The sequence below is a fragment of the Streptomyces sp. NPDC079020 genome (assembly GCF_044542225.1).
GTDB lineage: Bacteria > Actinomycetota > Actinomycetes > Streptomycetales > Streptomycetaceae > Streptomyces.
Map to the genome: position 1 here is coordinate 157,279 of NZ_JBITUB010000006.1, position 23,487 is coordinate 180,765.

Sequence of the window (23,487 nt, forward strand, 5' to 3'; positions counted from 1 at the left end):
GGACTCAGTGCTTGGCGGGCAGAAGGCCCATGCGGTCGTAGGTCTGCGCCAGGGTCTCCGCGGCGACGGTCCTGGCCTTCTCCGCACCCTTGGCCAGGATGGAGTCCAGCGTCTCCGGGTCGTCCAGATATTCCTGCGTACGGCTCCGGAACGGGGTGACGAACTCCACCATGACCTCGGCGAGGTCGGTCTTGAGCGCACCGTAGCCCTTGCCCTCGTACTTCTGCTCCAGATCCGCGATTCCGGTTCCGGTGAGGGTGGAGTAGACGCTCAGGAGGTTGCTGACGCCCGGCTTGTTCTCCGTGTCGTAACGGATGACCGTGTCGGTGTCGGTGACGGCGCTCCGGACCTTCTTCGCCGTGACCTTCGGCTCGTCCAGCAGGTTGATGAGGCCCTTCGGCGTGGAGGCCGATTTGCTCATCTTGACCGACGGGTCCTGGAGGTCGTAGATCTTCCCCGTCTCCTTGAGGATGTACGGCTCCGGAATCGTGAACGTCTGCCCGAACCGGCCGTTGAACCGCTCGGCGAGGTCCCGGGTGAGCTCGATGTGCTGGCGCTGGTCCTCGCCGACCGGGACCTGGTTGGCCTGGTAGAGCAGGATGTCCGCGACCTGGAGGACCGGGTAGGTGAAAAGGCCCACGGTCGCCCGGTCGGCACCCTGCTTGGCGGACTTGTCCTTGAACTGCGTCATCCGGGACGCCTCGCCGAAGCCGGTGAGGCAGTTCATGACCCAGCCGAGCTGGGCGTGCTCGGGAACATGGCTCTGCACGAAGAGCGTGCACCGGTCGGGGTCCAGGCCGGCCGCCAGCAGCTGGGCGGCGGCGAGCCGGGTGTTCGCGCGCAGCTCCGCGGGGTCCTGCGGAACGGTGATCGCATGCAGGTCCACGATCATGTAGAAGGCGTCGTGGGACTCCTGCAGCGCCACCCACTGGCGGACCGCGCCGAGGTAGTTGCCGAGGTGGAACGAGCCTGCGGTGGGCTGGATTCCGGAGAGCACGCGAGGACGATCAGAGGCCATGGGACCCATTGTCTCAGGTGCGGAACCGTTCTCCGGCAGCCGGTGTACGGCGCAAATCGGCGCGCCCCCTCGTGTGCGGTACCGCGCCCCCGCACGTGCGGTACCGCGCCCCCGCGCACGCGATGACGCGCCCCGCACGGACCGGCGCGCGAGGCGCGCCGCGCCGTGAAGGTTTCCTCGCGCGGGATCGGACCGACGATACAAAGTGGGCACGACCCCCGCCCACGCCGCACGACGAACGGAGATCCCGTGTCGATCACGGAAACTGCCATCGCCTCCGCCGAGGCGCACAGCGCGCACAACTACCACCCGTTGCCGGTCGTCGTCGCCTCGGCGGAAGGCGCCTGGGTGACCGATGTCGAGGGACGGCGCTATCTGGACATGCTCGCCGCTTACTCCGCGCTGAACTTCGGTCACGGCAACCGCCGCCTGATCGAGGCGGCCAAGGCTCAGCTGGAGCGGGTGACGCTCACCTCCCGGGCCTTCCACCACGACCGCTTCGCCGAGTTCTGTACGGGGCTCGCCGAGCTGTGCGGCATGGAGATGGTCCTGCCCATGAACACCGGCGCCGAGGCGGTGGAGACCGCGGTGAAGACGGCCCGCAAGTGGGGCTACCGGGTCAAGGGCGTCCCGGACGGCATGGCGAAGATCATCGTCGCCGCGGACAACTTCCACGGCAGGACGACCACGATCATCAGCTTCTCCACGGACCACGAGGCACGGGCCGACTTCGGCCCGTACACCCCGGGGTTCGAGATCGTGCCGTACGGGGACCTGACCGCGCTCCGTGCGGCGATGACGGAGAACACCGTGGCGGTGCTGATGGAGCCCATCCAGGGCGAGGCCGGGGTGCTGATGCCGCCGCCCGGCTATCTGCCCGGGGTCCGGGAGCTGACCCGCGAGCGGGACGTGCTGTTCATCGCGGACGAGATCCAGTCGGGCCTGGGCCGGACGGGGAAGACCTTCGCCTGTGAGCACGAGGGCGTCGTGCCCGACATGTATCTGCTCGGCAAGGCGCTGGGCGGCGGGGTCGTACCGGTGTCCGCCGTGGTCTCGTCGGCCGCGGTGCTGGGTGTGTACCGGCCCGGGGAGCACGGCTCGACGTTCGGCGGGAATCCGCTGGCGTGCGCCGTCGCACTGGAGGTGATCGCGATGCTGCGCACGGGCGAGTACCAGCAGCGGGCGGCGGAGCTGGGCGACCACCTGCACCGGGAGCTGGGGCTGCTGGTGGGCGGCGGCTCGGTGGAGGCCGTCCGGGGGCGCGGCCTGTGGGCGGGCGTCGACGTCACGCCGGCCCTGGGCACGGGCCGGGAGATCTCCGAGCGGCTGATGGAGCGCCGGGTGCTGGTCAAGGACACCCACGGTTCGACGATCCGGATCGCGCCGCCGCTGGTGATCTCCAAGGAGGACCTCGACTGGGGCCTGGACCAGCTGCGGGCGGTGCTCGGCGCCTGACACGCGCGGGCCGGGGCGGCCGGGTGCACGGGTGCGGCCCGCGGGCGGGACCCTCTCGAAGCCCCCGGCCGCCCCGGCTAGAGGATGACGTGGGGCAGGAAGCGGGCGTACTCGTCCGTGACAGGACCCGCCGATTCCCGGATGCCGAGTCCGGCGGCCTCGTCCTCGACGACCCACGCGCCCAGCACCACCCGGTTGCCGTCGAAGTCGGGCAGCGGGGCGAGCTCCTGGTAGCAGCAGGGCTCGTCCCGTACCGCCGCCGCGCTTCCCGGCCCGTGGAGGGTGACCCCGGCGCCCTCGCGGCCGAGCAGGGGCTTGGCCGCGTATCCGGCGCCGCCGGGTCCGGCGAGGCCGCGGGGGCCGTCGAGGTAGGACGGGAGAAGGTTCGGGTGTCCCGGGTACAGCTCCCACAGGACGGCCAGCAGCGCCTTGTTGGACAGGAGCATCTTCCAGGCGGGTTCGATCCAGCAGGTGGTGCCGGTGCCGCCGCCGTTGTCGAGCGTGTCCAGCACATGCGGTCCGAAGCGGTCCGTCGCCAGCCACTCCCAGGGGTAGAGCTTGAAGCAGCTCCGGATGAAGCGGAGCCGCTCGTCGACGAAGCGCCCGCTCAGCCGGTCCCAGCCGATCTGCTCGACGGACAGTGCCTCGGTGTCGATCCCGGCCTGCTGGGCGGTCTCGCGCAGGTACGCGACCGTCATCAGGTCCTCGCCCAGCTCGTCACCGTCCGAGTGCGCGAAGTGCAGCGGCCCCGGCGGCAGCAGGGGCGCCTGCCGCTTCCAGGCGTCGACGAGACGCTCGTGGAGGGAGTTCCACTGGTCCGCGCCGGGGAACCGGTCCTCCATCCAGAACCACTGCGGGCTCGCGGCCTCCACCAGCGAGGTCGGGGTGTCGGCGTTGTACTCCAGCATCTTCGCCGGGCCGGTGCCGTCGTACCGAAGGTCGAACCTGCCGTACAGGGAGGGCAGTTCGGCGCGGCGCCGCCAGGAGTCGGCGATCAGTGCGGCCAGCCGGCGGTCGGTGATGCCGAGATCGGCGAACCGGTCCCGCTCGACGATGTGCGCGGCCGCGGCCAGGCACATCGTGTGCAGCTCCTCGACGACCTCTTCGAGCGCCTCGACCTCGGGCAGCGTGAAGACGTAGTAGGCGCTCTCGTCCCAGTAGGGGCGCAGTGAGCCGTCCGGGTAGCGGGTGAGCGGGTAGACCAGGCCCTGTTCCTCGACGGTCCGCTGCCAGCCGGGGCGCGGTTCGATCGTGCGGCGTCGCATGCGCTTCAGCCGCCGCCCGTTCCGGAGCAGCCGAATCCGCCGCGGTCGACCGCCGCCTTGTCGAAGCTGCCGCCGGTCACCTTGCCGTTCCTGCTGGTGCCGCCGTAGTAGTACGAGCCGCTGCCACCGCTGCTACCGCTGCCGCCGCCCGCGCACTCGTAACTCGGCAGCTTGTCCTGGGTCAGCGGGTCGACGCACCGCCGGTCCGGATCCGAGCCGCAGGAGGTGATCGTCGCCGCGAGGACTCCCATGCCGCCGAGTACCACGGTGCCCGATCTCAGCCTGCGTTTGGCCATTTTCCGCTCCCCCGTTGTCCTGTGTTGTCGTGTCCTGTCCAGTTCGGTCCACTTCCAGACCGCTTGCCAGACCGCTCGTCAGATTAGATGGCTGTGCCACTCGATCGGAACCCGGTGCGTCAACCACGCGCCAGTAGAGTCCCTATGTGCTCTTCGGGATGATCTGCGCGCTCGGTTCCGCGGTCTGCTTCGGTACGGCCTCCGTCCTCCAGTCCGTCGCGGCCCGCGCCGCGGCCCGGCCGGGCTCCGACGCGGGGGTCGACCCCGCGCTGCTGCTGCGGGCCGTGCGGCAGTGGCGTTACGTCGCCGGACTCGCCCTGGACGGCCTCGGCTTCGTCCTCCAGATCGTCGCGCTGCGCTCGCTCCCGATCTACGCGGTGGGCGCGGCGCTGGCCGCGAGCCTCGCCGTGACCGCCGTGGTCGCCGCCCGTCTCCTCGCGGTCCGGCTGACCGGCACGGAGTGGGGCGCGGTCGGTGTGGTGGTCGCCGGGCTCGGCATGCTGGGGCTCGCCTCCGGCCGGGAGGGCGATTCGACGGGCTCGGACGCGCTGCGCTGGTCGATGCTCGGGATCGCCCTCGGGGTACTGCTCGTCGGCGCGGTGGCCGGCGGGCTGCCCGAGCGGCCCCGGGCCCTCGCGCTGGGGCTCGGGGCGGGGTGCGGCTTCGGGGTCGTCGAGGTCGCGGTCCGGCTGATCGACGACGTGTCGCCCGGCGCCCTGGTGGCCAACCCCGCCGTGTACGCGCTGCTGGTGGGCGGCGGTTCGGCGTTCCTGCTGCTCACGTCGGCGCTGCAGCGTGGTTCGGTGACCACCGCGACCGCCGGGATGGTGCTCGGCGAGACGATCGGCCCGGCCCTGGTGGGGGTCATCTGGCTCGGGGACGAGACCCGGGACGGCCTCGGGTGGCTGGCGGTCACCGGCTTCGCGGTGGCCGTCGCGGGGGCGCTGGCCCTGGCCCGGTTCGGCGAGGCGCCGGTGGACGGGGCCGGGGCGGCGGCGCCGGTGGACGGGGCCGGGGAGGCGGCGCCGGTGGACGGGGCCGGGGCGGCGGTGACGTCGGCGGGGGAGGCGGGGGTGCCGGGGACGGCTGAGGGCGCGCCGTCGAAGGAGGCGTAGGGGAGGCGCGGAGGCGGCGCGGAAGGCCCGCGCTCCGGCGGCCCGGTGCTCCCGTGCTCCCGTGCTCCGGCGGCCGTCGGCGGCTCGGCGGTCCCATGTGCCCCGTGCTCCGGCGGCCCGGCGGTCCCCAGCGGCCTGGCGGCCCGGTGCTCCCGTGCCCCCGTACCCCAACGCCCGGACGCCACGGACGCCAGGCTGCCCAGCAGCCGGACGCCCCGGACGCCAGGCTGCCCAGCAGGTCGGCGACCCCCGTGCCCCGCACCCCCGCGCCCCCCTCCCCCTCCCCCTCGCCCTACGGCAGCACCCGGCACAGCGCGTCCAGCGCCCCCGCCCAGGCGCTGTCGGACGGGGAGCCGTAACCGATCACCAGCGCGTCGCGGCCGGGCGGCGCGTCGCGGTGCCGGAAGCGCCCGAGGCCCTCCACGGCCAGCCCCTGCCAGGCGGCCGCCTGGATCACCGCGCGCTCGGTGCCTTCGGGGAGTTCGAGGACCGCGTGCAGCCCGGCCGCGATTCCGCCGACCCGGACGTCCGGCGCGCGTTCGGCGAGCGCGGCGACGAGCTGGTCACGGCGGCGCCGGTAGCGCAGCCGCATGGAGCGCACCTGGCGGTCGTACGCCCCCGAGGCGATGAACTCCGCCAGCGTGAGCTGATCCGGCGCGCCCGGTGTCCAGTCGAACTCCCCCTTGGCCCGCGCCACCTCCGTCACCAGCTCCTGCGGCAGCACCATCCAGGCGAGGCGCAGACCGGGCGCGAGGGACTTGCTGGCGGTTCCCAGGTAGACGACGCGCTCGGGGTCGAGCCCCTGGAGCGCCCCCACCGGCTGTCTGTCGTACCGGAACTCCCCGTCGTAGTCGTCCTCCAGGATCAGCCCCGCAGTGGACCGGGCCCAGTCGACCGCGGCGGCCCGCCGGTCGGGGTGCAGCGGGACGCCCGTCGGGAACTGGTGCGCGGGCGTCATCAGGACCGCCCCGACACCGCGCATCCCGGCCAGCTCCTCCGTACGGGAGCCGAGGCCGTCCAACGGCAGGCAGGGGGTGCGCAGTCCGGCCTCCCTCAGCAGGTTCCCGTGCGCGTCGAGCCCGTACGACTCGACGGCGGTCTCCCGCACCCGCCGCGCCGCGAGCACCTTGCCCAGCAGCATCAGGCCGTGGACGAAACCGGCACAGATCACGATCCGCTCCGGTGCCGCGTACACGCCGCGGGCCCGCGCCAGATACTCGGCCAGTACGGTGCGCAGTTCGACGCGTCCGCGAGGATCGCCGTATCCGAACGCCTCGTCGGGGGCGGCGGTCAGCGCCCGGCGGGACGCCTTGAGCCACTCGCCGCGCGGGAAGGCGGCGAGGTCCGGCGACCCGGGCTTCAGATCGTGGACGGGCCCGGACCGCACCGCGGGGGACGGTGGCACGGTCTGGTCCGCCCGGCGCGGCACGGACCTCGGCGCGACCCGGGTCCCCGAGCCCTGCCGGGCGGTGAGCCAGCCCTCGGCGACCAGTTCGGCGTAGGCGTCGGCCACGGTGTTCCGGGCGATGCCCAGGTCGGCGGCGAGCGTACGGGAGGACGGCAACCGGGTCCCGGGAGTCAGCCGCCCGGTGCGCACGGCCTCCCGCAGGGCCTCCATCAGTCCGCCGCGCAGCCCCCCGCCGCGCGGTTCGATATGCAGATCGGCTCCGAAAGTGGCCCAGGAATCCGTCATGGGAATGGACCATACCGTTGCGCCACCCAGGCCGTAGCGTCGTCGTCATGACGACACCCACGCACGACCACGCCCCCTCCGCGTACGCCCCCGAGCACCCGGCCCGCCTGGCCTGGTCCCAGCTCGCCCCCGATGTCTACAAGGCGATGGTCCGGCTGGACGCCGCCTCCAGGAAGGGGCTGGACCCGGTCCTGGTCGAGCTGGTGAAGGTGCGGGCCTCGCAGCTCAACCGCTGCGCCTTCTGCCTGGACATGCACTCCAAGGACGCGCTCGCGGCGGGCGAGTCCGTCGAGCGGATCGTGCAGCTCAGCGCCTGGGACGAGTCGCGGCACTTCTACACGGAGAAGGAGGTGGCGGCGATCGAGCTGACCGAGGCCATCACCGTGCTGACCGACGGCTTCGTCCCGGACGAGGTGTACGCGAAGGCCGCCGAGCACTTCGAGGAGGCGGAGCTCGCGCAGCTGATCTCCGCCATCACGGTGATCAACGCCTGGAACCGCTTCGGCGTGTCCACCCGCATGGTCCCCGGTCACTACACCCCCGGCGACATCAAGCACTGACCGACATCAAGCGCTGAACGCCGTCAGGCACTGAGCGGCGTCGAGCGCTGAACGCCGTCAGGCACCGAACGGCTTCGGGGACCAGGCCGCCGGGGGCGGAGCGGGCGGTCAGAACGGGCTGTCGTACGGGTCGAAGTGCGTCACGGCCACGTCCAGGATCTCCTCCTGCCGGGGCCACTCGGTGTCGGCGGCGCCGACCAGCACCGCGTACAGCCGCCCGTCCGAGGCCGTGAAGACGCGCTCGATGACCTGGCGCCGGCCTCCGGTCTCCTTGCTGTCGTACGCGTAGACCAGCTCGGCCGCCTCTCCGCCTCCGGGGCTCTCCACGGGGCCGCGGCTGATCTCCTCGAAGCCCGGGTTGGAGCTGAGTTCCTCGGACGCGCGGCCGACGGCGTCCACGGCGGTGATGGGCTCGGCGATCCGGAAGATCTGGATCAGTTCCACGCCGTCCGCCGACTTGTAGAACACCGCGCCCTTGTCCTCGGTGCGTACGTCCCACTCCCGGGGGACCGCGATCCGGAAGCCTTCACGGTCGTCCGTATCGGCGTAGCCGGGAGGCAGCGCACCGGACGGCGGCGCGGATTCCGGGGCGGTGTCCGACGCGGAGGCATCGGGAAGGGCCCCGTCGGTCCCCCCGGCGTCCTCGCCGCCGGTCGTCCCGTCGGAGGATTTCTCCAGCTCGGTGGAGGTGGCGCTCGCCCCTCGCGCTCCTTCGTGAGCGCCGCCGTTGTCGCCGCCGAGCGTGAACCACAGCGCCGCCGCACCCATCGCGAGTACGCCCACCGCGATCCCGGCCGTCAGCGGGGTGACCCGCTCCCGGAAGGACCTGCCGCCGCCCGCCCCGCCGGCCGCGGAGACCTCGAAGGTCCCGGTGATGTTGTTGTACGTGCCCGGCGGCGCGGGCGGCCCTGCCGGCCCCGGAGATCCGGCCGGACCCCAAGGCCCCTGCATACCCTGCGGCCCCTGGGGCTCCTGCGTCTCGGGCGCCACCGGAACCACCGGAACCACCGGCGGTGCCGAGGGCAGCGGCGGGGGCGGCGGGGTGTAGCCGCGCCGCTCCTCGGTCTCCCAGCTCTGTGTCTCGTCGTTCCAGCGCGCTCCGCCGCCCCCGTTCACCGTTCAGCTCCCCAGCAGCGCGGCGAGCGCCTGCCCCACGGCGATGCCGGAGGCCAGCGTCCCGGTGAGCGCACCGGCCGCCGTCAGTGCCTCCCGGAGCCGGGCCAGCCTTCCGGGAGTCGCCGCGCCGGCGCCCTCGATCTCCTCCGCCACCGAGACCAGTTCGGCGTCGAGGATCTCCGTGGCGTCCGAGGCGACGAACCGTTCGAGGTCGGCGCGGAGCTCCCGCACGGCACGGAGCAGTTCGGCCTGGGTCTCGTCTGCGGGAGCGGCGTGCTGGTGCTGGGTGACGGTGTTGTGGTCGCCGATGGCGAAGGCGCTGCCCGTCACCGACCCCACGTGGACGGTCCGCTGTACCGGCTGCTGTCCGTCGGGCGTCTCCATGGTCACTTACCTCCGGTGTTCGGGTGCTGGTCCGGCCGCGGCGAGGTGCCGGGGCCGGACGACTTCGGCGGGGGCTTCTGCGCGCCGGGCCCCTGTTTCGGCCCCGGGGCCCGCTTCGGGTCCGCGGTGGACCGGTGGCCGGCGTTTCCGTACGAGACGTTGTTGTGGTCGCCGATGCCGATCGCGCTGTCCTTCGCGGACTCGATGAACACCCCGCCCGCACCGATGTTCACGATCTTCTGCTCGAACTCGTCGGTCTGCCAGCCCGCTTCGCGCAGGGCGAGCCGCACACCACCGGTCACCCGGTCCTGAATGCTCTTCAGATACCGGTTGATGTCCATGTCCTGGAAGAGCGAGGCCTCGTTGTCGGAGCCCAGCTGCCGGATGGACATCTCCGGCCCGTCCGTCAGCGCACCGCTGTTCCCGGCGGTGAGGACCGTCCAGCCGCTGACCGCGCCGCGTCCCAGGGTGACGACCGAGCGCACCAGCGAGCCCGGGGTGCGGGCCAGCGCCCAGGCGGCCTTCCCGAACCAGTTGTTGTTGCGGTGCCGGTGGGCGATCCGGTCGGCCTCCTGGAACAACGGGTGCACCGGCATCAGGACGTGCGGCGCGAGCTCCAGCATCAGCATCCCGCCCTGGGTGTGGACCCGGACGAAGACGGTGACGACGACCTCCTCGCTCCATCCGCCGACCCGGATGCGCAGGAAGTGCCTGCGGCTCTCCCCGCCCTCCTCGACGGCGCCCAGCCGGTGGGTCTCGAAGCCCGCGGGGCCGTACGGGGCGTCCTCGCGCCGCCGCATGCCCAGCACCGGCAGGAACACGCACTCGTCGATCTGCAGCTCGCGCAGCCGGTCCCGTACGGCGGCGGCCGCATCCGGCGAGCCGTGCGGCGACGGCACCCGCAACTGCTGGAGCAGCGGCACGATCCGGCGGAGGATCCGCGCGTTGTCGATCGGTTCCGTCGGGCCGTCATCGCTCGGCCGGAGTTCGACGGCCAGGTTCCACGGGTGGTAGGGGAGCCCGGCGCCGCAGAACGGATCACCGGCGCTGTACATGATCAGCGGAGCGTGCTGCTCCAGCCTGATCCGCTGCTGGAGCCGCCGGAAGCGGCTGCCCGCGGTCCGTTCGGCCGGGTCGGCGGTCAGGTCGGGGAAGTTCTTCCTGGCCAGTTCACCGGCCATGACCCGGGCGAACTGGCCGCGCCGGAGCCCCACCAGGGTGGCGATCAGGGCGAAGAAGCCGATCGCTCCCCAGGCCGGGCCCGAGCCGAACCCGCCGGAGGAGAAGCCTTCGTTCAGCACGGTGAGACCGAGATCGGCCCCGTCCGGGAGCGCGTCGGACAGCCCGTCGGAGGAGTCGTACGCGGAGTCGTACGAGGACTCGTAACTCCCCGGATCGTCGTCGTCGTCGAAGAGACCGGCGAAGGCGCCGCCGACCGTCCAGAGCACCGCGAAGAACAGGAAGAGCCGCCCGTACCAGCGCATCAGGAACGCCGGAATCCGGCGGTAGACCGGTGGGTTGCGCGCCGCGCCCCTGATCAGGGGCGCGAGGGCGAGCAGGACGCACGGCATCACGAAGACCGCGACGGCACCGCGGGTGAGCACGGCGCCCAGCAGCCAGGTGGCCAGGATGCCCGCGGCCCACCGGAGTTCGGAGCGGCGTGCCCGCAGGGCGTGGGCCAGCACCCGGGCGGCGTCGAAGCCCGTCGACGGGGCGGCGATCCGCTCCTCCTGCACGTACAGCTGGTCGATCACGGCGTCGCGGTAGCCGTCGTGCAGATAGACCCCGGCGCAGAGCAGTCTGGAGGCCTCGCTCGTGGCCGGATGCACGGGCGGTTTCCCGAGCAGCTCGTCCTGGCTCCGCGACGGTTGCGGCACAGTACTCCCGGTCACCGGTTCCCCCTAGCTGACCACAACTCACGCTCCGGCAGCGCGCGTTGGTGATGGAAAGGGGACACCCTACCCGCACTCCGCAGCCCGGAGGAGCCTTTTGGGGACCAAGCCGTCACCACGGGTGACCTTCGTCCGGCAGGCGTCCCCCGGGTGCGGGACCTGACGGAACGCCGAAGCGCCCCGGCAGCGGATGCTGCGGGGGCGCTTCGGCGTACGGCGGTTCCGGCGGGGCCGGACCTCAGATCAGGCCGAGCTCGCGCACCGCGTCGCGCTCCTCGGTGAGCTCCTTCACCGACGCGTCGATGCGCGCGCGGGAGAACTCGTTGATGTCCAGGCCCTGGACGATCTCGTACGTGCCGTTCCGCGTGGTGACCGGGAAGGACGAGATGATGCCCTCGGGCACGCCGTAGGAGCCGTCCGACGGGATGCCCATCGAGGTCCAGTCGCCCTCGGCGGTGCCGTTGATCCAGGTGTGCACGTGGTCGATGGCGGCGTTGGCGGCCGAGGCGGCGGAGGACGCGCCACGGGCCTCGATGATCGCGGCGCCGCGCTTGGCGACGGTCGGGATGAAGGTGTCGGCCAGCCACTTCTCGTCGTTGACGACGTCGGCGGCGTTCTTGCCGGCCACCTCCGCGTGGAAGATGTCGGGGTACTGGGTCGCCGAGTGGTTGCCCCAGATCGTCAGCTTCTTGATGTCGGAGACGGCGGCACCGGTCTTGGCGGCCAGCTGCGAGATCGCGCGGTTGTGGTCCAGGCGGGTCATCGCGGTGAAACGCTCGGCCGGTACGTCCGGGGCGGCGGCCTGCGCGATGAGCGCGTTGGTGTTGGCCGGGTTGCCCACGACGAGGACCTTGATGTCGTCCGCGGCGTTGTCGTTGATGGCCTTGCCCTGCGGCTTGAAGATGCCGCCGTTGGCGGAGAGCAGGTCGCCGCGCTCCATGCCCTTGGTGCGCGGGCGGGCGCCGACGAGCAGGGCGACGTTCGCACCGGCGAAGCCGACGTTGGCGTCGTCGGTGATCTCGATGTTGCGCAGCAGCGGGAAGGCGCAGTCGTCGAGCTCCATCGCGGTGCCCTCGGCGGCCTTGAGGCCCTGCGGGATCTCCAGGAGGCGCAGGTTGACCGGCACGTCCGGGCCGAGCAGGTGGCCGGAAGCGATGCGGAAGAGCAGCGCGTAGCCGATCTGGCCGGCTGCGCCGGTCACGGTGACATTCACGGGAGTGCGGGTCATGGCGATCTCCGTTAGACAGCTGGCGGTGGCGGTCCCCGACCCCTGGTGCCGGGCCCCTGGTGCTGGACACCTCTGAATCTTGATGTGAAGAGATATCCAGCGATCAGGCTATCCGACCCGGGCCGCCCCGGCCGCCCGCCCCCCTGTGGCACGGCACACAACCGGTCACGCACCGCGGGCACGGAGGCGTGGACACGCTCCACCGCCGGCACGGAGGCGCGGGCGGCGCCCCACCGCGGGCCACACCCCACCGCGGGCGCGCCCGGCCGTCACGGGCGCGCCCCGCACCGCGCGCCCTCACGGCTGGGCGGCGGTGCAGCCCTTCGTACCGGAGGCGAGTGTCGCGCAGGCCTTCGCGTCACCGGACCGCTTCACCGCGACCATCGCGGTGTACGCGTCCGCGTCGGCGTTCACCGTGCCGTCCTGCCCGGCCGCCCCCGCGCTGATCCGTACGGTGTCGCCCTCGGCCGCCTCGGTTATCCGGGCCCACGCCGCCGCGCAGGGTTCGCTGTAGCGCACCTCGACGCGGGCGCCGCCGACCACGGCGCTGGCCACCGTACGGGCGTAACTGCCGCCGCAGCCCATGGCCTCGGGGTCCTGACCCGCGCATGCGGCACCGCTGCACTCGACCCCGGCAGGCAGCTCCGGCGCGCTCGTCAGGGGTGCGGGTGACGGGGGCGCGGCGGCCGTATCCCCGTCGTCACCGCCCGGACCGGTGAGCAGGACCGCGGCGACCACGACCAGGGCGACGCCGACGACGCCCGCGAGGACCACGGGCAGCTTCCGGCGGCCCGCGGGCCCGCCCTGCGGCTGACCCGACGGCGGCGTCCCGCCCTGCGGCAAGCCGTACTGCGGTGTCCGGCCGTGCGGCTGCGGCTGGTGCGGGATCCGCGGCACGGTGCCGCGCTGCACGGGTACGGACGGCGGGCGCGCCGCACCGCGGGCGTCCGTCCCGTGCCGTCCGGCTCCTTCACCCGCCGCGGCGGGGACTCCCCCGCCGGCGCTCCCGGGACGCCCCGCGCCGTGCCTGCCCCCTCCGGAACGGCCGCTCCGCCCGCCCGCGACGGGGGCCGTACCCGGCTCACCGAGCGCGGCACGCGCCTCCGTGATCCGGATGGCCTCCATCGTCATGTCGTGGCGCATCTCGGAGCGGCTCCAGGCGCGCTCGGCGAGCTCCCACATGACCGTCAGATGGTTCTGGTCGGTACCGGTCACCTCGGCGAGGGCGAGCACCGCGCGCCGGGGCGCGAGCAGCCGGCCGTTGAGATAGCGTTCCCAGGACGTCCTGCTGAAGCCCGTACGGTCGGCCACCCCCGCGACACTCAGTCCGCCGCGGTCGACGAGTCTGCGCAACTGACTGGTGAACTCCCTGATCTGCGGGTCGAGTTCCTCCGGTAGCGCCTTCCAACGAGGCATTGCTGCTCTTCCCCTCCGTGTTCCCCCGGACGCGTCCGACGCGCCCCGCCGCCGACCGGCCCCGCGCTCCCACGACCCGGTCCGGTGGTCTTCCGTTCCGGGTCCGCCCAGGAGGATGCGCGGAGCCGGGGTGCCAGTTCCCGACGGGGAGCGCACAGAGCGTTCGCGCTGCCGCGCGCCTTCCGCGCGCCCGGCACCGTACCCGTGCCGTACCCGTGCCACACCCGTGCGCCGGGCCAGTCTGCCACCGTTGCGCAACGATCACACCGTGCCGGAATGGTCACTTCCGTGCCACAGGCCCCAGTGATCCCTTGAACCCGCGACCCCCCGTCGATGACGCTGGAGGCAGGACGGGGCAAGGCCGCTCAAGCCACCGCATACCGGAGTTGATCGACTTCCGCATGGGTCCCGCCCTGGGGTGCCCGTCCCTTCTCGGGGGAGGGGACGGGCACCCCGTCACCGCGTTGGCCGGACCGTCACCGGACCGTCACCGCGCCTCAGTTCGGCTCGGCTCAGCGGATCGTGAAGTGGACCGCGTCCTCCAGCACCGGAATGTCCAGCCACGGTTCGGGCTGGGCCATCAGCGCGAGCAGCACGATCAAGGTGCCCATCAGCCCGTACGTCACCAGGTCGGTGAACCGGGACCGTACGGCGAGCATGCCGACCGAGGGGACCGCCCAGCGCAGCACCGCCCCGGTGAGGAGCGCGGCGCCGATCAGTATCGTGCCGATCCGGAACGCCTCGGCGAACGGGTCGGCGGCGACGATCAGCAGCCCGGCCCCGGCCGGGCAGAGCACGGTGAGCAGCGGCCACTGCCGCGCCGGGGCGGGCGCGTCGCCCGGTGCCGCCCGGCCGCCGCCCTCGGGACGCGCGGTGTCGCGGGTCAGCGAGGGGAAGCGCCGCGACCGGCGGGGGGCGGTGCTCCCCGCACCGGACTCCCCGGCCGTCGCACCGCCCGGCTCGCCCTGTTCTCCTGCCTCGCCCTGTTCTCCTGCCTCGCCCTGTTCTCCCGCCCTGCCGTGCTCTCCCGGCTTGCCCTGTTCTCCCGGCTCGCGCTGCCCGTTCCGCTCCTCCGGCTCGCGCGGCTGCTCACCCTGCTCCCCCGGGTTCCCGTCCCCGGGGACGGAAGCGGAAGAGGAAGCGGGGTCGGCGGCGGGGTCGGGAGCGGGAGCCGGATCGGCCCCGGCCGGACTCGTACCAGCACCCATGGGGTTCCTTCCGGTTCCAGTCAGCCCGCGGTCGCGGCGGCGTCGGCGGCCTCGGCGGCCTTCCGCTCGGCTGCCTCGACCACGTTGACCAGCAGTTGGGCGCGGGTCATCGGGCCGACACCGCCGGGGTTCGGGGCGACCCAGGCGGCCACCTCGGCGACTCCGGGGTGCACATCGCCGACGATCTTGCCGTTCTCGTCGCGGCTGACGCCGACGTCGAGCACGGCGGCGCCCGGCTTCACGTCCTCGGGCTTGATCAGGTGGGGCACCCCGGCGGCGGCCACGATGATGTCGGCCTGCCGGAGGTGGGAGGAGAGGTCACGCGTACCGGTGTGGCACTGGGTGACGGTGGCGTTCTCGGTCTTGCGGGTCAGCAGCAGCGGGATCGAGCGGCCGATGGTGACACCGCGGCCGACGACCACGACATGCGCGCCGTTGATCTCCACACCGTGGGCACGGAGCAGCTGGACGACACCCTGCGGGGTGCAGGGCAGCGGGCCGGTCTCGTTGAGGACCAGCCGGCCGAGGCTCATCGGGTGCAGGCCGTCGGCGTCCTTGGCCGGGTCCATGAGTTCCAGGACCCGGTTGGTGTCGATGCCCTTGGGCAGCGGGAGCTGAACGATGTAGCCCGTGCATTCGGGGTTGGCGTTGAGCTCCCGTACGACCTCCTCGATCTCCTCCTGGGTGGCGGTGTCGGGGAGTTCGCGCTGGATGGAGCCGATGCCGACCTGCGCGCAGTCGCGGTGCTTGCCGTTCACGTACCAGCGGCTGCCCGGGTCGTCCCCGACGAGCAGGGTTCCCAGGCCGGGGACGATGCCCTGCGCCTGGAGGGCCGCCACACGGACGGTCAGATCGGATTTGATCGCGGCAGCGGTGGCCTTGCCATCGAGAATCTGGGCAGTCATGTCCCCATCCTCGCGGATGACCCCGCCCGCATACCAATTGCGGGTCTCCCATGGACACAAGGTTGCACTTGCACAACACCTGAAGGGCCGGGCTGGACAAACTTACGTGCGGCTTATAACGATGATATTCGCAGTGCCGCGGTAGTACGGGGGGCGGACCGCTGACCTGTTTCCTTCCCCCGTGCGGCCGCATCCGTCCCCGCACGTCTGTTGAAGGAAACACCCCATGAGCTTCGGCGACCCGAACAACCCGTACGGGCAGCAGCCCGGCCAGCCGCCCCAGGGCCAGCAGCCCGGTTACGGCTACCCGCAGCAGGCTCCCCAGGGTGTCCCGCCGCAGGGTTACGGCTACCCCCAGCAGCAGCCCGGCCAGCCCTACGGCGGCGGGTACCCGCAGCAGGCCGGCTACGGCGGCGGCATGCCCGAGCTGGCCCACTGGGGCCTGCGCCTGGGCGGGCTGATCATCGACGGGCTGATCCTCGCGATCCCGTACGCCGTGGTGGCCGCGGGTGGCGCCATGGGCGATGGCGCGGGCGGCTTCCTGGCCATCATCGGCTTCCTGGGTCTGATCGGCGTCGCCATCTGGCTGCTGTACCTGGAGGGCTCCACCGGCCAGACGATCGGCAAGAAGGCCGTGGGCATCCGCCTGCTGCGTGAGGCCGACGGCCGTCCGCTCGGCTTCGGCATGGCCTTCGTGCGCCGCCTGGCCCACTTCCTGGACAGCGCCGCCTGCTACATCGGCTGGCTGTGGCCGCTGTGGGACTCGAAGAAGCAGACGTTCGCGGACAAGGTCTGCTCGTCGGTGGTCGTCAAGGCCGGCTGACCCTGCCCGACCCGCTCGCCTCGGAGGCCGCACCCGTTCGACGGGCTGCGGCCTCCGCGCGTTTCCCGGCCGGCCGCCCGCTGGAGCGGTCACCCCCGCCGGCACGGGGGTCCGCAGGTGCGGGGGTCCGCCGGTGCAGGGGTCCGCCGGTGCGGGGGTCCGCCGGTGCAGGGGTCCGCAGGCACGGGGGTCCGCCGGTGCGGGGGTCCACCGGAGGGCGGTGGCCGGGCGGCTCAGCGGCCGGGAACGTCCGCCGGGGCCGGTGTCGTGCGCTCCATGACCACGAAGTTCCCGGCCCGGTGCTTGAGCCGGTACCGCGCCTCGGGGTGGAGCTGCTCGGCGTACGCCACCGGGTCGGTGATCGGCCGCGACCAGCCGAAGTCCAGGTTGACGGCGACGATGTCGGGGGCCGTGCCCGGGGCCCCGCCGATCCAGTAGACGGTGCGGTCACCCGTGAGGTGCGCCATCAGCGTGATGTCCGTCTCGACACGCGCCCCGGCGGGGATGGCCTCCAGTGCCTCCCGGGCCGCGTGGACACGCGCGTCGGTGCGGTAGGTCTCCGGGCGCAGCACATCGCGCAGCGGCAGATGCTGGGTGAGGGCCACGGCGATCGCGGTGGCGACGGGTACGGCGACCTTCGCGTACGAGGCGAGCCACGGCCGCGCGGAGTCGCGGCTGCGACGGATTCCGTCGGTCATGGCCAGGAACACCACGGGCATGAGGATGGCGCTGTAGTGCCAGATCATGCCCCAGTGGTGGGAGTCCTGGGACAGCAGCCGCCAGCCGAGCGTGGGCAGGACGAGCAGGATCAGGGGTGAGCGCAGCGCCATGAAGGCCGTGATGCCGACCAGGAAGACCAGCATCTCGATCTTGACCGAGGAGTTGAGGACGCCGAGGACGGAGTCGAACAGGGAGACGTCCTGCTCCCCGTTCTTGTCGATCTTCGTCCAGTAGTCGTACGTTCCCTCGCTGCTGGCCGCCGGAATCAGGACGAGGACGGTGACGGCGAACGCCAGCACGCCGAAGGCCGCCAGCAGCGCGCCCTGGAGGCGGCGGCCGTACAGGAAGAGCAGCAGGCCGACGACGGCGACCGTGGCGCCCAGGTCCTCCTTGACCAGGACCAGCGGCAGGGACCACAGGACGGCGGCCGTCCAGCGCCGGGTGAGCAGGGCCCGGCAGACGAGCGCGAGCAGCGGTACGGCGAAGGCGATCTCGTGGAAGTCGGACTTCACCGCTTCCTGGAGTCCCCAGGACAGCCCGTACGCGACGGTGACGCACATGCCCGAACGGCCGCCCAGGATCTGCTGCGCGGTGCGGCCGACGATGACGGCGGAGACGGCGAAGAGCGCGGCCTGCGCGAACAGCAGGGCTTCGGCGGACGGCCAGATCCAGTAGAGCGGGGCGAGCAGCGCCACCACGGGGCTGAAGTGGTCGCCGAGTATCAGATAGCCGGGGCCCTTGATGTCGACGACGGGAGCGTTCAGTCCGGCGTACGCCCGTACTTCCTGTTCGAAGATCCCCAGGTCCCAGGAGGGCGAGCCGAAGCGGCTGTACTGGAGGTGCGAGTAGAGGAAGTACAGCCCGCACAGCACCACGGCGGCGATCAGATACGGGCGCAGCGGGACCCGGTCCGTGGCGGATGCCGGGACCTCGTCCGGTGGACCGCCCGGTGCCGGCACGGTGGACCGGCCGGTCTTCCTCTTGTTCAGATCAAGCACGACGCCCCCGCAACGGATTTCCACGGCGGTTTATTAGAACAGAGGCGCGACCAAGACCTGAATTCCGTGATATCCCGGACACGGCGCGGGCCCCGGCCGCACCGCTGGAGCGGGGTGCGGCCGGGGCCCGGTGGCGGCTCAGTGGAAGAAGTGGCGCGTACCGGTGAAGTACATGGTCACGCCCGCCTTCTTCGCGGCCTCGATGACCAGCTCGTCGCGGACCGATCCCCCGGGCTGGACCACGGCCCTGATGCCGGCCGCGGTGAGGATCTCCAGGCCGTCCGGGAAGGGGAAGAACGCGTCGGAGGCGGCGTACGCCCCGCGCGCCTGCTCCTCGCCCGCCCGCTCGACGGCGAGCTTCGCGGAGTCGACGCGGTTGACCTGGCCCATGCCGACGCCGACCGATGCGCCGTCCTTGGCGAGCAGGATCGCGTTGGACTTGACCGCGCGACAGGCCTTCCACGCGAAGGCGAGCTCCTTCAGCTCGTCCGCGGAGAGGGCCTCACCGGTGGCGAGGGTCCAGTTGGCCGGGTCGTCGCCCTCGGCCTGGAGCCGGTCGGTGACCTGGAGCAGCGCGCCGCCGTCGATGGGCTTGACCTCGACCGGGGCGGCCGGGCCGTCGGGGCAGCGCAGCACGCGGATGTTCTTCTTGCGGGCCAGCACCTCGACGGCACCGTCCTCGTACGCCGGGGCGACGATGACCTCGGTGAAGATCTCCGCGACCTGCTCGGCCATGGCGAGGGACACCGGACGGTTGACGGCGATGACCCCGCCGAAGGCGGACAGCGGGTCACAGGCGTGCGCGTTGCGGTGCGCCTCGGCGACGTCGTCGGCGATCGCGACCCCGCACGGGTTGGCGTGCTTGATGATCGCGACACAGGGCTCGGCGTGGTCGTACGCGGCCCGGCGCGCGGCGTCGGTGTCCGTGTAGTTGTTGTACGACATCTCCTTGCCGTGCAGCTGCTCCGCCTCCGCCAGGCCGCCGGCGCCCGAGGTGTAGAGGGCGGCGGGCTGGTGCGGGTTCTCGCCGTAGCGCAGGACGTCGCCGCGCTCGTACGTCGTACCGAAGAAGTCGGGGAAGCCCGAGTCGTCGGCGGCGGCGTAGTCGGCCGCGAACCAGGAGGCCACGGCCACGTCGTACGCGGCGGTGTGCTGGAAGGCCTCGGCGGCCAGGCGCTTGCGGGCGCTCAGGTCGAAGCCGCCCGCCGCGACGGCGGCGAGGACGTCGGCGTACCGCTCGGGGCTCGTCACGACGGCCACGGACGGGTGGTTCTTGGCAGCGGCGCGGACCATCGAGGGGCCGCCGATGTCGATCTGCTCCACGCACTCGTCGTCGGAGGCGCCGGAGGCGACGGTCTCCTTGAACGGGTACAGGTTGACGACCACGAGGTCGAACGGCTCCACGCCGAGCTCGGCGAGCTGCTCACGGTGGGTGTCCAGGCGCAGGTCGGCCAGGATGCCGGCGTGCACGCGGGGGTGCAGTGTCTTCACGCGGCCGTCGAGGCACTCGGGGAAACCGGTGAGCTCCTCGACCTTGGTGACCGGCACTCCGGCGGCGGCGATCCTCCCGGCGGTGGAGCCGGTGGAGACGAGCTCGACGCCCGCCTCGTGCAGACCACGGGCGAGGTCTTCGAGCCCCGTCTTGTCGTAGACACTGACCAGGGCGCGGCGGATGGGCTTATTCACCGACATGACCGAGATGAACCTTTCGTCCCTCAATGCGATGGCCGTCACGGGCGAGTCGCCCCACGGCCTCGACGAGCAGCTTGCGCTCGACTTCCTTGATGCGTTCATGGAGAGCGGCTTCGCCCTCCGGCGTGTCCTCTTCGGTCACCTCGACCACGCCCTGCGCGATGATCGGACCGGTGTCGACGCCGTCGTCGACGAAGTGGACGGTGCAGCCGGTGACCTTCACGCCGTACGCGAGCGCGTCACGCACCCCGTGGGCACCGGGAAAGCTGGGGAGCAGGGCGGGGTGCGTGTTGATGAACCGGCCGCCGAACGCGGCGAGGAACGCCCTGCCCACGATCTTCATGAATCCCGCGGAGACGACGAGGTCCGGGCGGTACGCGGCCGTGGCGGCCGCGAGCGCCGCGTCCCACTCCTCGCGGGTGGCATGGTCCTTGACCTTGCACACGAAAGTGGGCAGTCCGGCACGCTCGGCACGCTCCAGGCCGACGATGCCGTCACGGTCCGCACCGACCGCGACGACCCGGGCGCCGTAGCCCTCGGGGTCGTCACCGATGGCGTCGAGCAGGGCCTGGAGATTCGTACCGGAGCCGGAGACCAGCACAACGAGGCGGGCCGGAGCGGCGGAGGGGGGCGGGGAGGCCACAGCTGGGCCCTTTCTCGCGTGGTAAGGCAGTGCGATGTGCGTGCGGTGCTCTTTGTACGGTCGTACGAAAGAATCTCGCCCCTCGATACGGGGAACTCTACGAACGAGCCGACCGTCAGCAACGATACCGGCACACCCGGCGGCCCCCACGGGACGGGGGCGTGACCGGGAGGTAGCGTCAGGGGACAGCGAACCGCCCACCGGGCGGACGAACCGTCCTCGGGGCGGACATGACGAGATGGGGAAGACGTTCACCACATGCCGGACCGACGCCGCCGCACCGCCTTCCGCCTCTCTCGTTCCTCCGGTACGCCGGGTTCCTCCGGGCCGTCCGGCCCCTCGGGTACGCCGGATTCCCCGGGCGCTCCGGGTTCCGCCGGGCCCACCGACGACAATCCGTTCGCGGCGCCGCCCGCGGACCGGCCCGACCAGCCCTGGCAGCCACGCCACCCGTCCTCGCCCGCGAACGGCAACGGGGACGGCAACGGGGACGGCAACGGGGAGGGTGACGGCTCCGGCAACGGCTCGTCCGGCGACCGCCCGGCCTGGGGCAGCCAGTGGAGCGACCAGCAGCCCGGCCGGGGCACCGGCGGCTTCGGCAGCCGCCCCGGCAGCGGCGGGCCGGGCGGGGGCAAGGGCGGCCCCGAGGGCAACCCGGGCGGACTGCGCTGGGACCCGACCGACCCCGCCCAGCGGCGCGCCCGCTACGCGGTGCTCGGCGGTATGTGGGCGTTCTTCTTCGCCCTCTTCGACTTCCCGGAGATCGCCCTGCTCCTGGGCGCGCTCTCCGTCTACTGGGCCATCAGCTCCCTGCGCGCCAAGCCCAGGAGCGCTTCCGCGACGGACGGCACGGCAGCGGCCACCGGCGCGGGCGGCCCTGCGGTGACCGGCCCGGCGGGTGCGGGCGACGGGGCCGCGCAGCCCGCGGCCGCCGGCCGGAGCGGCGGCAACCGGCCGCAGACCACGGCGGCGGTCAGCGGTCTGGTGACCGCCCTCCTCGCGCTCTCGATCGTCGCGACGACGTTCACGGTCCAGCTGGTCTACCGCGACTACTACACCTGCGTGAACGACGCCCTGACCAAGTCCGGGGCGCTGGCCTGCAACGATCTGCTGCCGAAGCCTCTGGAGCCCTTCTTCGGCGTCAAGAAGTAGCCCCCCGGCCGGGCTCCTGGGCCGGCGAGGGCTCCCCCGGTTCCGCAGGGGGCTCCGGCGGGCCTGCGGGAAGCTCCGGCCGGACGCCGGCCAAGGGTCCTCCGGAGCCCTGCCGGAGGGAAGTCCACCGGGTCTCCCCGGCCTCCTTCCCGTCGTGCCAGGGATCGGTCGGCAGGAAGTCGTACGGTTCGAACCCCGCGTCCGCCCCGGGTGCGGGGTTCACCGGGCCGGAGGCGGATGCGGGACCGGGCAGGGCCACACCGCCGGCCTCTCCCGTTCCCTCCGCACCGTCCCCGGCCCCGCGCTTCCGCCGCCACCGGCGCCACCGCCCGGCGACGGTCTCCGGCGCGGCATCATCGTCGCCCTCGCCGTTCGCGTCATGCGCGCCGCCGTGTGCGCCGCCACGTAGACCCTCATGCGCGCCGCCGTGTGCGCCGTCCCGCGCGCCGCCACGTAGACCGTCCCGCGCGCCGCCATGTGCGCCGCTTCGGCCGCCCTCGGTCCCGGGGGCAGGCGTGGGCTGTCGCGCAGCGGGCGCCGCCGGGCCGTCCTCCTCCGCTTCCTCCGGCGCGCCCCACCTCCACGCCCTCCCGGGCTCCCGCAGCCGCCACATCCGGAGCAGCAGCACCATCGGTACGCCGATGGCGGCCGTCCACGCCAGGGCTGCCGGGCCCGCCAGCCACCACACGGGCCCGAACTCCGCCAGTTCCCCGGTGCCGAGCGGTCCCCCGGCCATCGCCGTGAGCACCGCCGTACCGGCCCCGCATCCCACCGCGGCGAGCCCCGCCACCAGCGCCGTCTCCCCCGCGCCCCAGGCCCCGTCCCGTACCCCCGGTTCCGGCACCGCCCTGCGCACGGTGAACCAGGCGACCGCCAGCCCGGCCGCGAGGGGCACGGCCGCGGCCGCCCAGTTGGCGGGCGAACCCGGGCCGTGCTCCGGCAGCGCCGCCAGCAGCGGGAACTCGGGCAGGGCCGGGCTCCCCCCGAAGGCGACCGGGGTGACCGTGGCCCCCGTTCCGAGCGCGAATCCCGGCCCCAGCCCGTACGAGGCACCCCACAGCGCGGCGTTCGGCACGAGCGCCAGGGCCAGCAGGAGCACCGCGAACCGCCCCGGCCAGTCGCCGGAGAGCGCGAGGAACGCCTCCTGGGCCGCCCGCAGATGCCACACGAGCCCCGCCGCGACCACCAGCGCACCGCCGCCGAGCAGCACCATCACGCCGGCCGCGGCGGACCGGCACACCGCCTCGGCCCGGGTCCGGAACAGGGTGCGCGCGACCGTCTCCTGAATCCACAGCGGCGCCCAGGACGGCACCGAGCCCGGCGGTCGCCCGCCCGCCGTCCACACCCCGGCCGCCGCCGCGCCGGCCACCACGACGGCGAGCGGGAACGCCAGCGTGTCCGGGTCCGCACTCAGCGAACCGTCGCGCGCGTAGGCCACGGCACCCGCCGCGACCAGCAGATATCCGGTCGTGACCGCGCCGAAGGCACCGGCCGCGGACAGCCGGGGGCGCCCCTCGTCGGGGTCCGCCGCACCCCGGGCGGCCCGGTGCGCCAGCCAGACCGGCAGCAGGGAGAGCAGCAGCGGAACGGTCGCCACGGGGGCCGGGATGCCGCTGAGGGTGTCGGTTCTGACGAGTTCGGCGCCATGCGCGAGCAGCCAGAGCCCCGCCGCGACGTGCAGGGCTCCGCCGGGTCCGCTGTCCGGGTACGGAGAGCTGATCCACAGCACCATGACAAGCACGGCGAGCGCGCCGAGCCCGAGCCCCGCCGCGATCACCCCGCGCAGAAAAGCGGAGGCCAGAGCGGCGGACCTGCCCCGCTCGGCCGACAACATCGGGCTGCGCTCGGTCACTTGGGTCACGCTGCCATGCTGCCAACGACACGCGCTTTTTCCGTGTAACGAGCGAA

The 23,487-nt window shown here is 72.9% G+C and carries 20 protein-coding genes; 5 read left to right on the plus strand and 15 right to left on the minus strand.

Annotation, left to right across the window (positions count from 1 at the left end; genetic code table 11):
• Positions 1-4: 4 nt before the first annotated feature.
• Positions 5-1,018, minus strand: a complete 1,014-nt coding sequence (trpS, locus tag ACIGJO_RS14700; protein WP_329946455.1) for a tryptophan--tRNA ligase — start codon at positions 1,016-1,018, stop codon at positions 5-7.
• A 249-nt stretch (positions 1,019-1,267) separates the two neighbouring features.
• On the opposite strand from trpS, the gene rocD reads away from it, so the two are divergent.
• Positions 1,268-2,473 carry an ornithine--oxo-acid transaminase gene (gene rocD, locus ACIGJO_RS14705; RefSeq protein ID WP_399957377.1) on the plus strand — a complete coding sequence of 402 codons (1,206 nt, stop codon included), beginning with the start codon at positions 1,268-1,270 and terminating at the stop codon, positions 2,471-2,473.
• Between the two features lie 77 nt (positions 2,474-2,550).
• On the opposite strand, the gene ACIGJO_RS14710 is transcribed toward rocD, so the two are convergent.
• Together ACIGJO_RS14710 and ACIGJO_RS14715 are read right to left on the minus strand one after the other, a co-directional pair.
• Positions 2,551-3,738, minus strand: a complete 1,188-nt coding sequence (locus ACIGJO_RS14710) for a glutathionylspermidine synthase family protein (RefSeq protein WP_399957380.1) — start codon at positions 3,736-3,738, stop codon at positions 2,551-2,553.
• Between the two features lie 5 nt (positions 3,739-3,743).
• Entirely contained in the window at positions 3,744-4,034 is a 291-nt protein-coding gene (locus tag ACIGJO_RS14715; protein WP_399957383.1) for a hypothetical protein, read from the minus strand.
• Between the two features lie 158 nt (positions 4,035-4,192).
• Between ACIGJO_RS14715 and ACIGJO_RS14720 the strand changes: the two genes are divergently transcribed.
• On the plus strand, positions 4,193-5,149 hold the full coding sequence (locus tag ACIGJO_RS14720) for a hypothetical protein (RefSeq protein WP_399958139.1): 957 nt from the start codon (positions 4,193-4,195) through the stop codon (positions 5,147-5,149).
• Positions 5,150-5,441: 292 nt separating this feature from the next.
• Here ACIGJO_RS14720 and ACIGJO_RS14725 read toward each other — a convergent pair whose 3' ends face one another.
• Positions 5,442-6,842 (minus strand): PLP-dependent aminotransferase family protein, encoded by a 1,401-nt coding sequence (locus ACIGJO_RS14725; protein ID WP_399957386.1) that lies wholly within the window; start codon positions 6,840-6,842, stop codon positions 5,442-5,444.
• 47 nt (positions 6,843-6,889) lie between these two features.
• On the opposite strand from ACIGJO_RS14725, the gene ACIGJO_RS14730 reads away from it, so the two are divergent.
• Positions 6,890-7,402 carry a carboxymuconolactone decarboxylase family protein gene (locus ACIGJO_RS14730; RefSeq protein WP_399957389.1) on the plus strand — a complete coding sequence of 171 codons (513 nt, stop codon included), beginning with the start codon at positions 6,890-6,892 and terminating at the stop codon, positions 7,400-7,402.
• 108 nt (positions 7,403-7,510) lie between these two features.
• Here the strand turns inward: ACIGJO_RS14730 and ACIGJO_RS14735 are convergent, their stop codons facing one another.
• The 7 genes from ACIGJO_RS14735 to ACIGJO_RS14765 form a co-directional block, all read right to left on the minus strand.
• Positions 7,511-8,518 carry a serine/arginine repetitive matrix protein 2 gene (locus ACIGJO_RS14735; protein ID WP_399957393.1) on the minus strand — a complete coding sequence of 336 codons (1,008 nt, stop codon included), beginning with the start codon at positions 8,516-8,518 and terminating at the stop codon, positions 7,511-7,513.
• A 3-nt stretch (positions 8,519-8,521) separates the two neighbouring features.
• Positions 8,522-8,902 carry a hypothetical protein gene (locus tag ACIGJO_RS14740; RefSeq protein ID WP_399957396.1) on the minus strand — a complete coding sequence of 127 codons (381 nt, stop codon included), beginning with the start codon at positions 8,900-8,902 and terminating at the stop codon, positions 8,522-8,524.
• Positions 8,903-8,904: 2 nt separating this feature from the next.
• Positions 8,905-10,731, minus strand: coding sequence for a hypothetical protein (locus ACIGJO_RS14745; protein WP_399957399.1), 1,827 nt, complete (start codon positions 10,729-10,731; stop codon positions 8,905-8,907).
• 301 nt (positions 10,732-11,032) lie between these two features.
• Positions 11,033-12,022: a malate dehydrogenase gene (locus ACIGJO_RS14750; protein ID WP_329946464.1), complete on the minus strand. Its 990-nt coding sequence runs from the start codon at positions 12,020-12,022 to the stop codon at positions 11,033-11,035.
• A gap of 297 nt (positions 12,023-12,319) precedes the next feature.
• Entirely contained in the window at positions 12,320-13,438 is a 1,119-nt protein-coding gene (locus tag ACIGJO_RS14755; protein WP_399957402.1) for a DUF2690 domain-containing protein, read from the minus strand.
• Positions 13,439-13,950: 512 nt separating this feature from the next.
• Complete coding sequence (locus tag ACIGJO_RS14760; protein WP_399957405.1) at positions 13,951-14,646, minus strand: DUF3017 domain-containing protein; 696 nt, start codon at positions 14,644-14,646, stop codon at positions 13,951-13,953.
• A gap of 20 nt (positions 14,647-14,666) precedes the next feature.
• Positions 14,667-15,551 (minus strand): bifunctional methylenetetrahydrofolate dehydrogenase/methenyltetrahydrofolate cyclohydrolase, encoded by an 885-nt coding sequence (locus ACIGJO_RS14765; protein WP_399957408.1) that lies wholly within the window; start codon positions 15,549-15,551, stop codon positions 14,667-14,669.
• A gap of 226 nt (positions 15,552-15,777) precedes the next feature.
• Here ACIGJO_RS14765 and ACIGJO_RS14770 point away from each other — a divergent pair, with 226 nt between their 5' ends.
• Entirely contained in the window at positions 15,778-16,374 is a 597-nt protein-coding gene (locus tag ACIGJO_RS14770) for an RDD family protein (protein ID WP_399957411.1), read from the plus strand.
• 233 nt (positions 16,375-16,607) lie between these two features.
• Here ACIGJO_RS14770 and ACIGJO_RS14775 read toward each other — a convergent pair whose 3' ends face one another.
• The 3 genes from ACIGJO_RS14775 to purN form a co-directional block, all read right to left on the minus strand.
• Positions 16,608-18,092: a DUF2079 domain-containing protein gene (locus tag ACIGJO_RS14775; RefSeq protein WP_399957414.1), complete on the minus strand. Its 1,485-nt coding sequence runs from the start codon at positions 18,090-18,092 to the stop codon at positions 16,608-16,610.
• Positions 18,093-18,230: 138 nt separating this feature from the next.
• A complete protein-coding gene (gene purH, locus ACIGJO_RS14780; RefSeq protein WP_399957417.1) occupies positions 18,231-19,784 on the minus strand; it encodes a bifunctional phosphoribosylaminoimidazolecarboxamide formyltransferase/IMP cyclohydrolase in 1,554 nt (517 codons plus the stop codon).
• Complete coding sequence (purN, locus tag ACIGJO_RS14785) at positions 19,771-20,427, minus strand: phosphoribosylglycinamide formyltransferase (protein ID WP_399957420.1); 657 nt, start codon at positions 20,425-20,427, stop codon at positions 19,771-19,773. The genes purH and purN overlap by 14 nt, the downstream gene beginning before the upstream one ends.
• Before the next feature lie 258 nt (positions 20,428-20,685).
• Here purN and ACIGJO_RS14790 point away from each other — a divergent pair, with 258 nt between their 5' ends.
• Positions 20,686-21,579, plus strand: coding sequence for a hypothetical protein (locus ACIGJO_RS14790; RefSeq protein WP_399957423.1), 894 nt, complete (start codon positions 20,686-20,688; stop codon positions 21,577-21,579).
• Here the strand turns inward: ACIGJO_RS14790 and ACIGJO_RS14795 are convergent.
• Positions 21,569-23,431 (minus strand): DUF6350 family protein, encoded by a 1,863-nt coding sequence (locus ACIGJO_RS14795; RefSeq protein WP_399958142.1) that lies wholly within the window; start codon positions 23,429-23,431, stop codon positions 21,569-21,571. The two genes, ACIGJO_RS14790 and ACIGJO_RS14795, sit on opposite strands and share 11 nt — an antisense overlap.
• Positions 23,432-23,487: the final 56 nt, after the last annotated feature.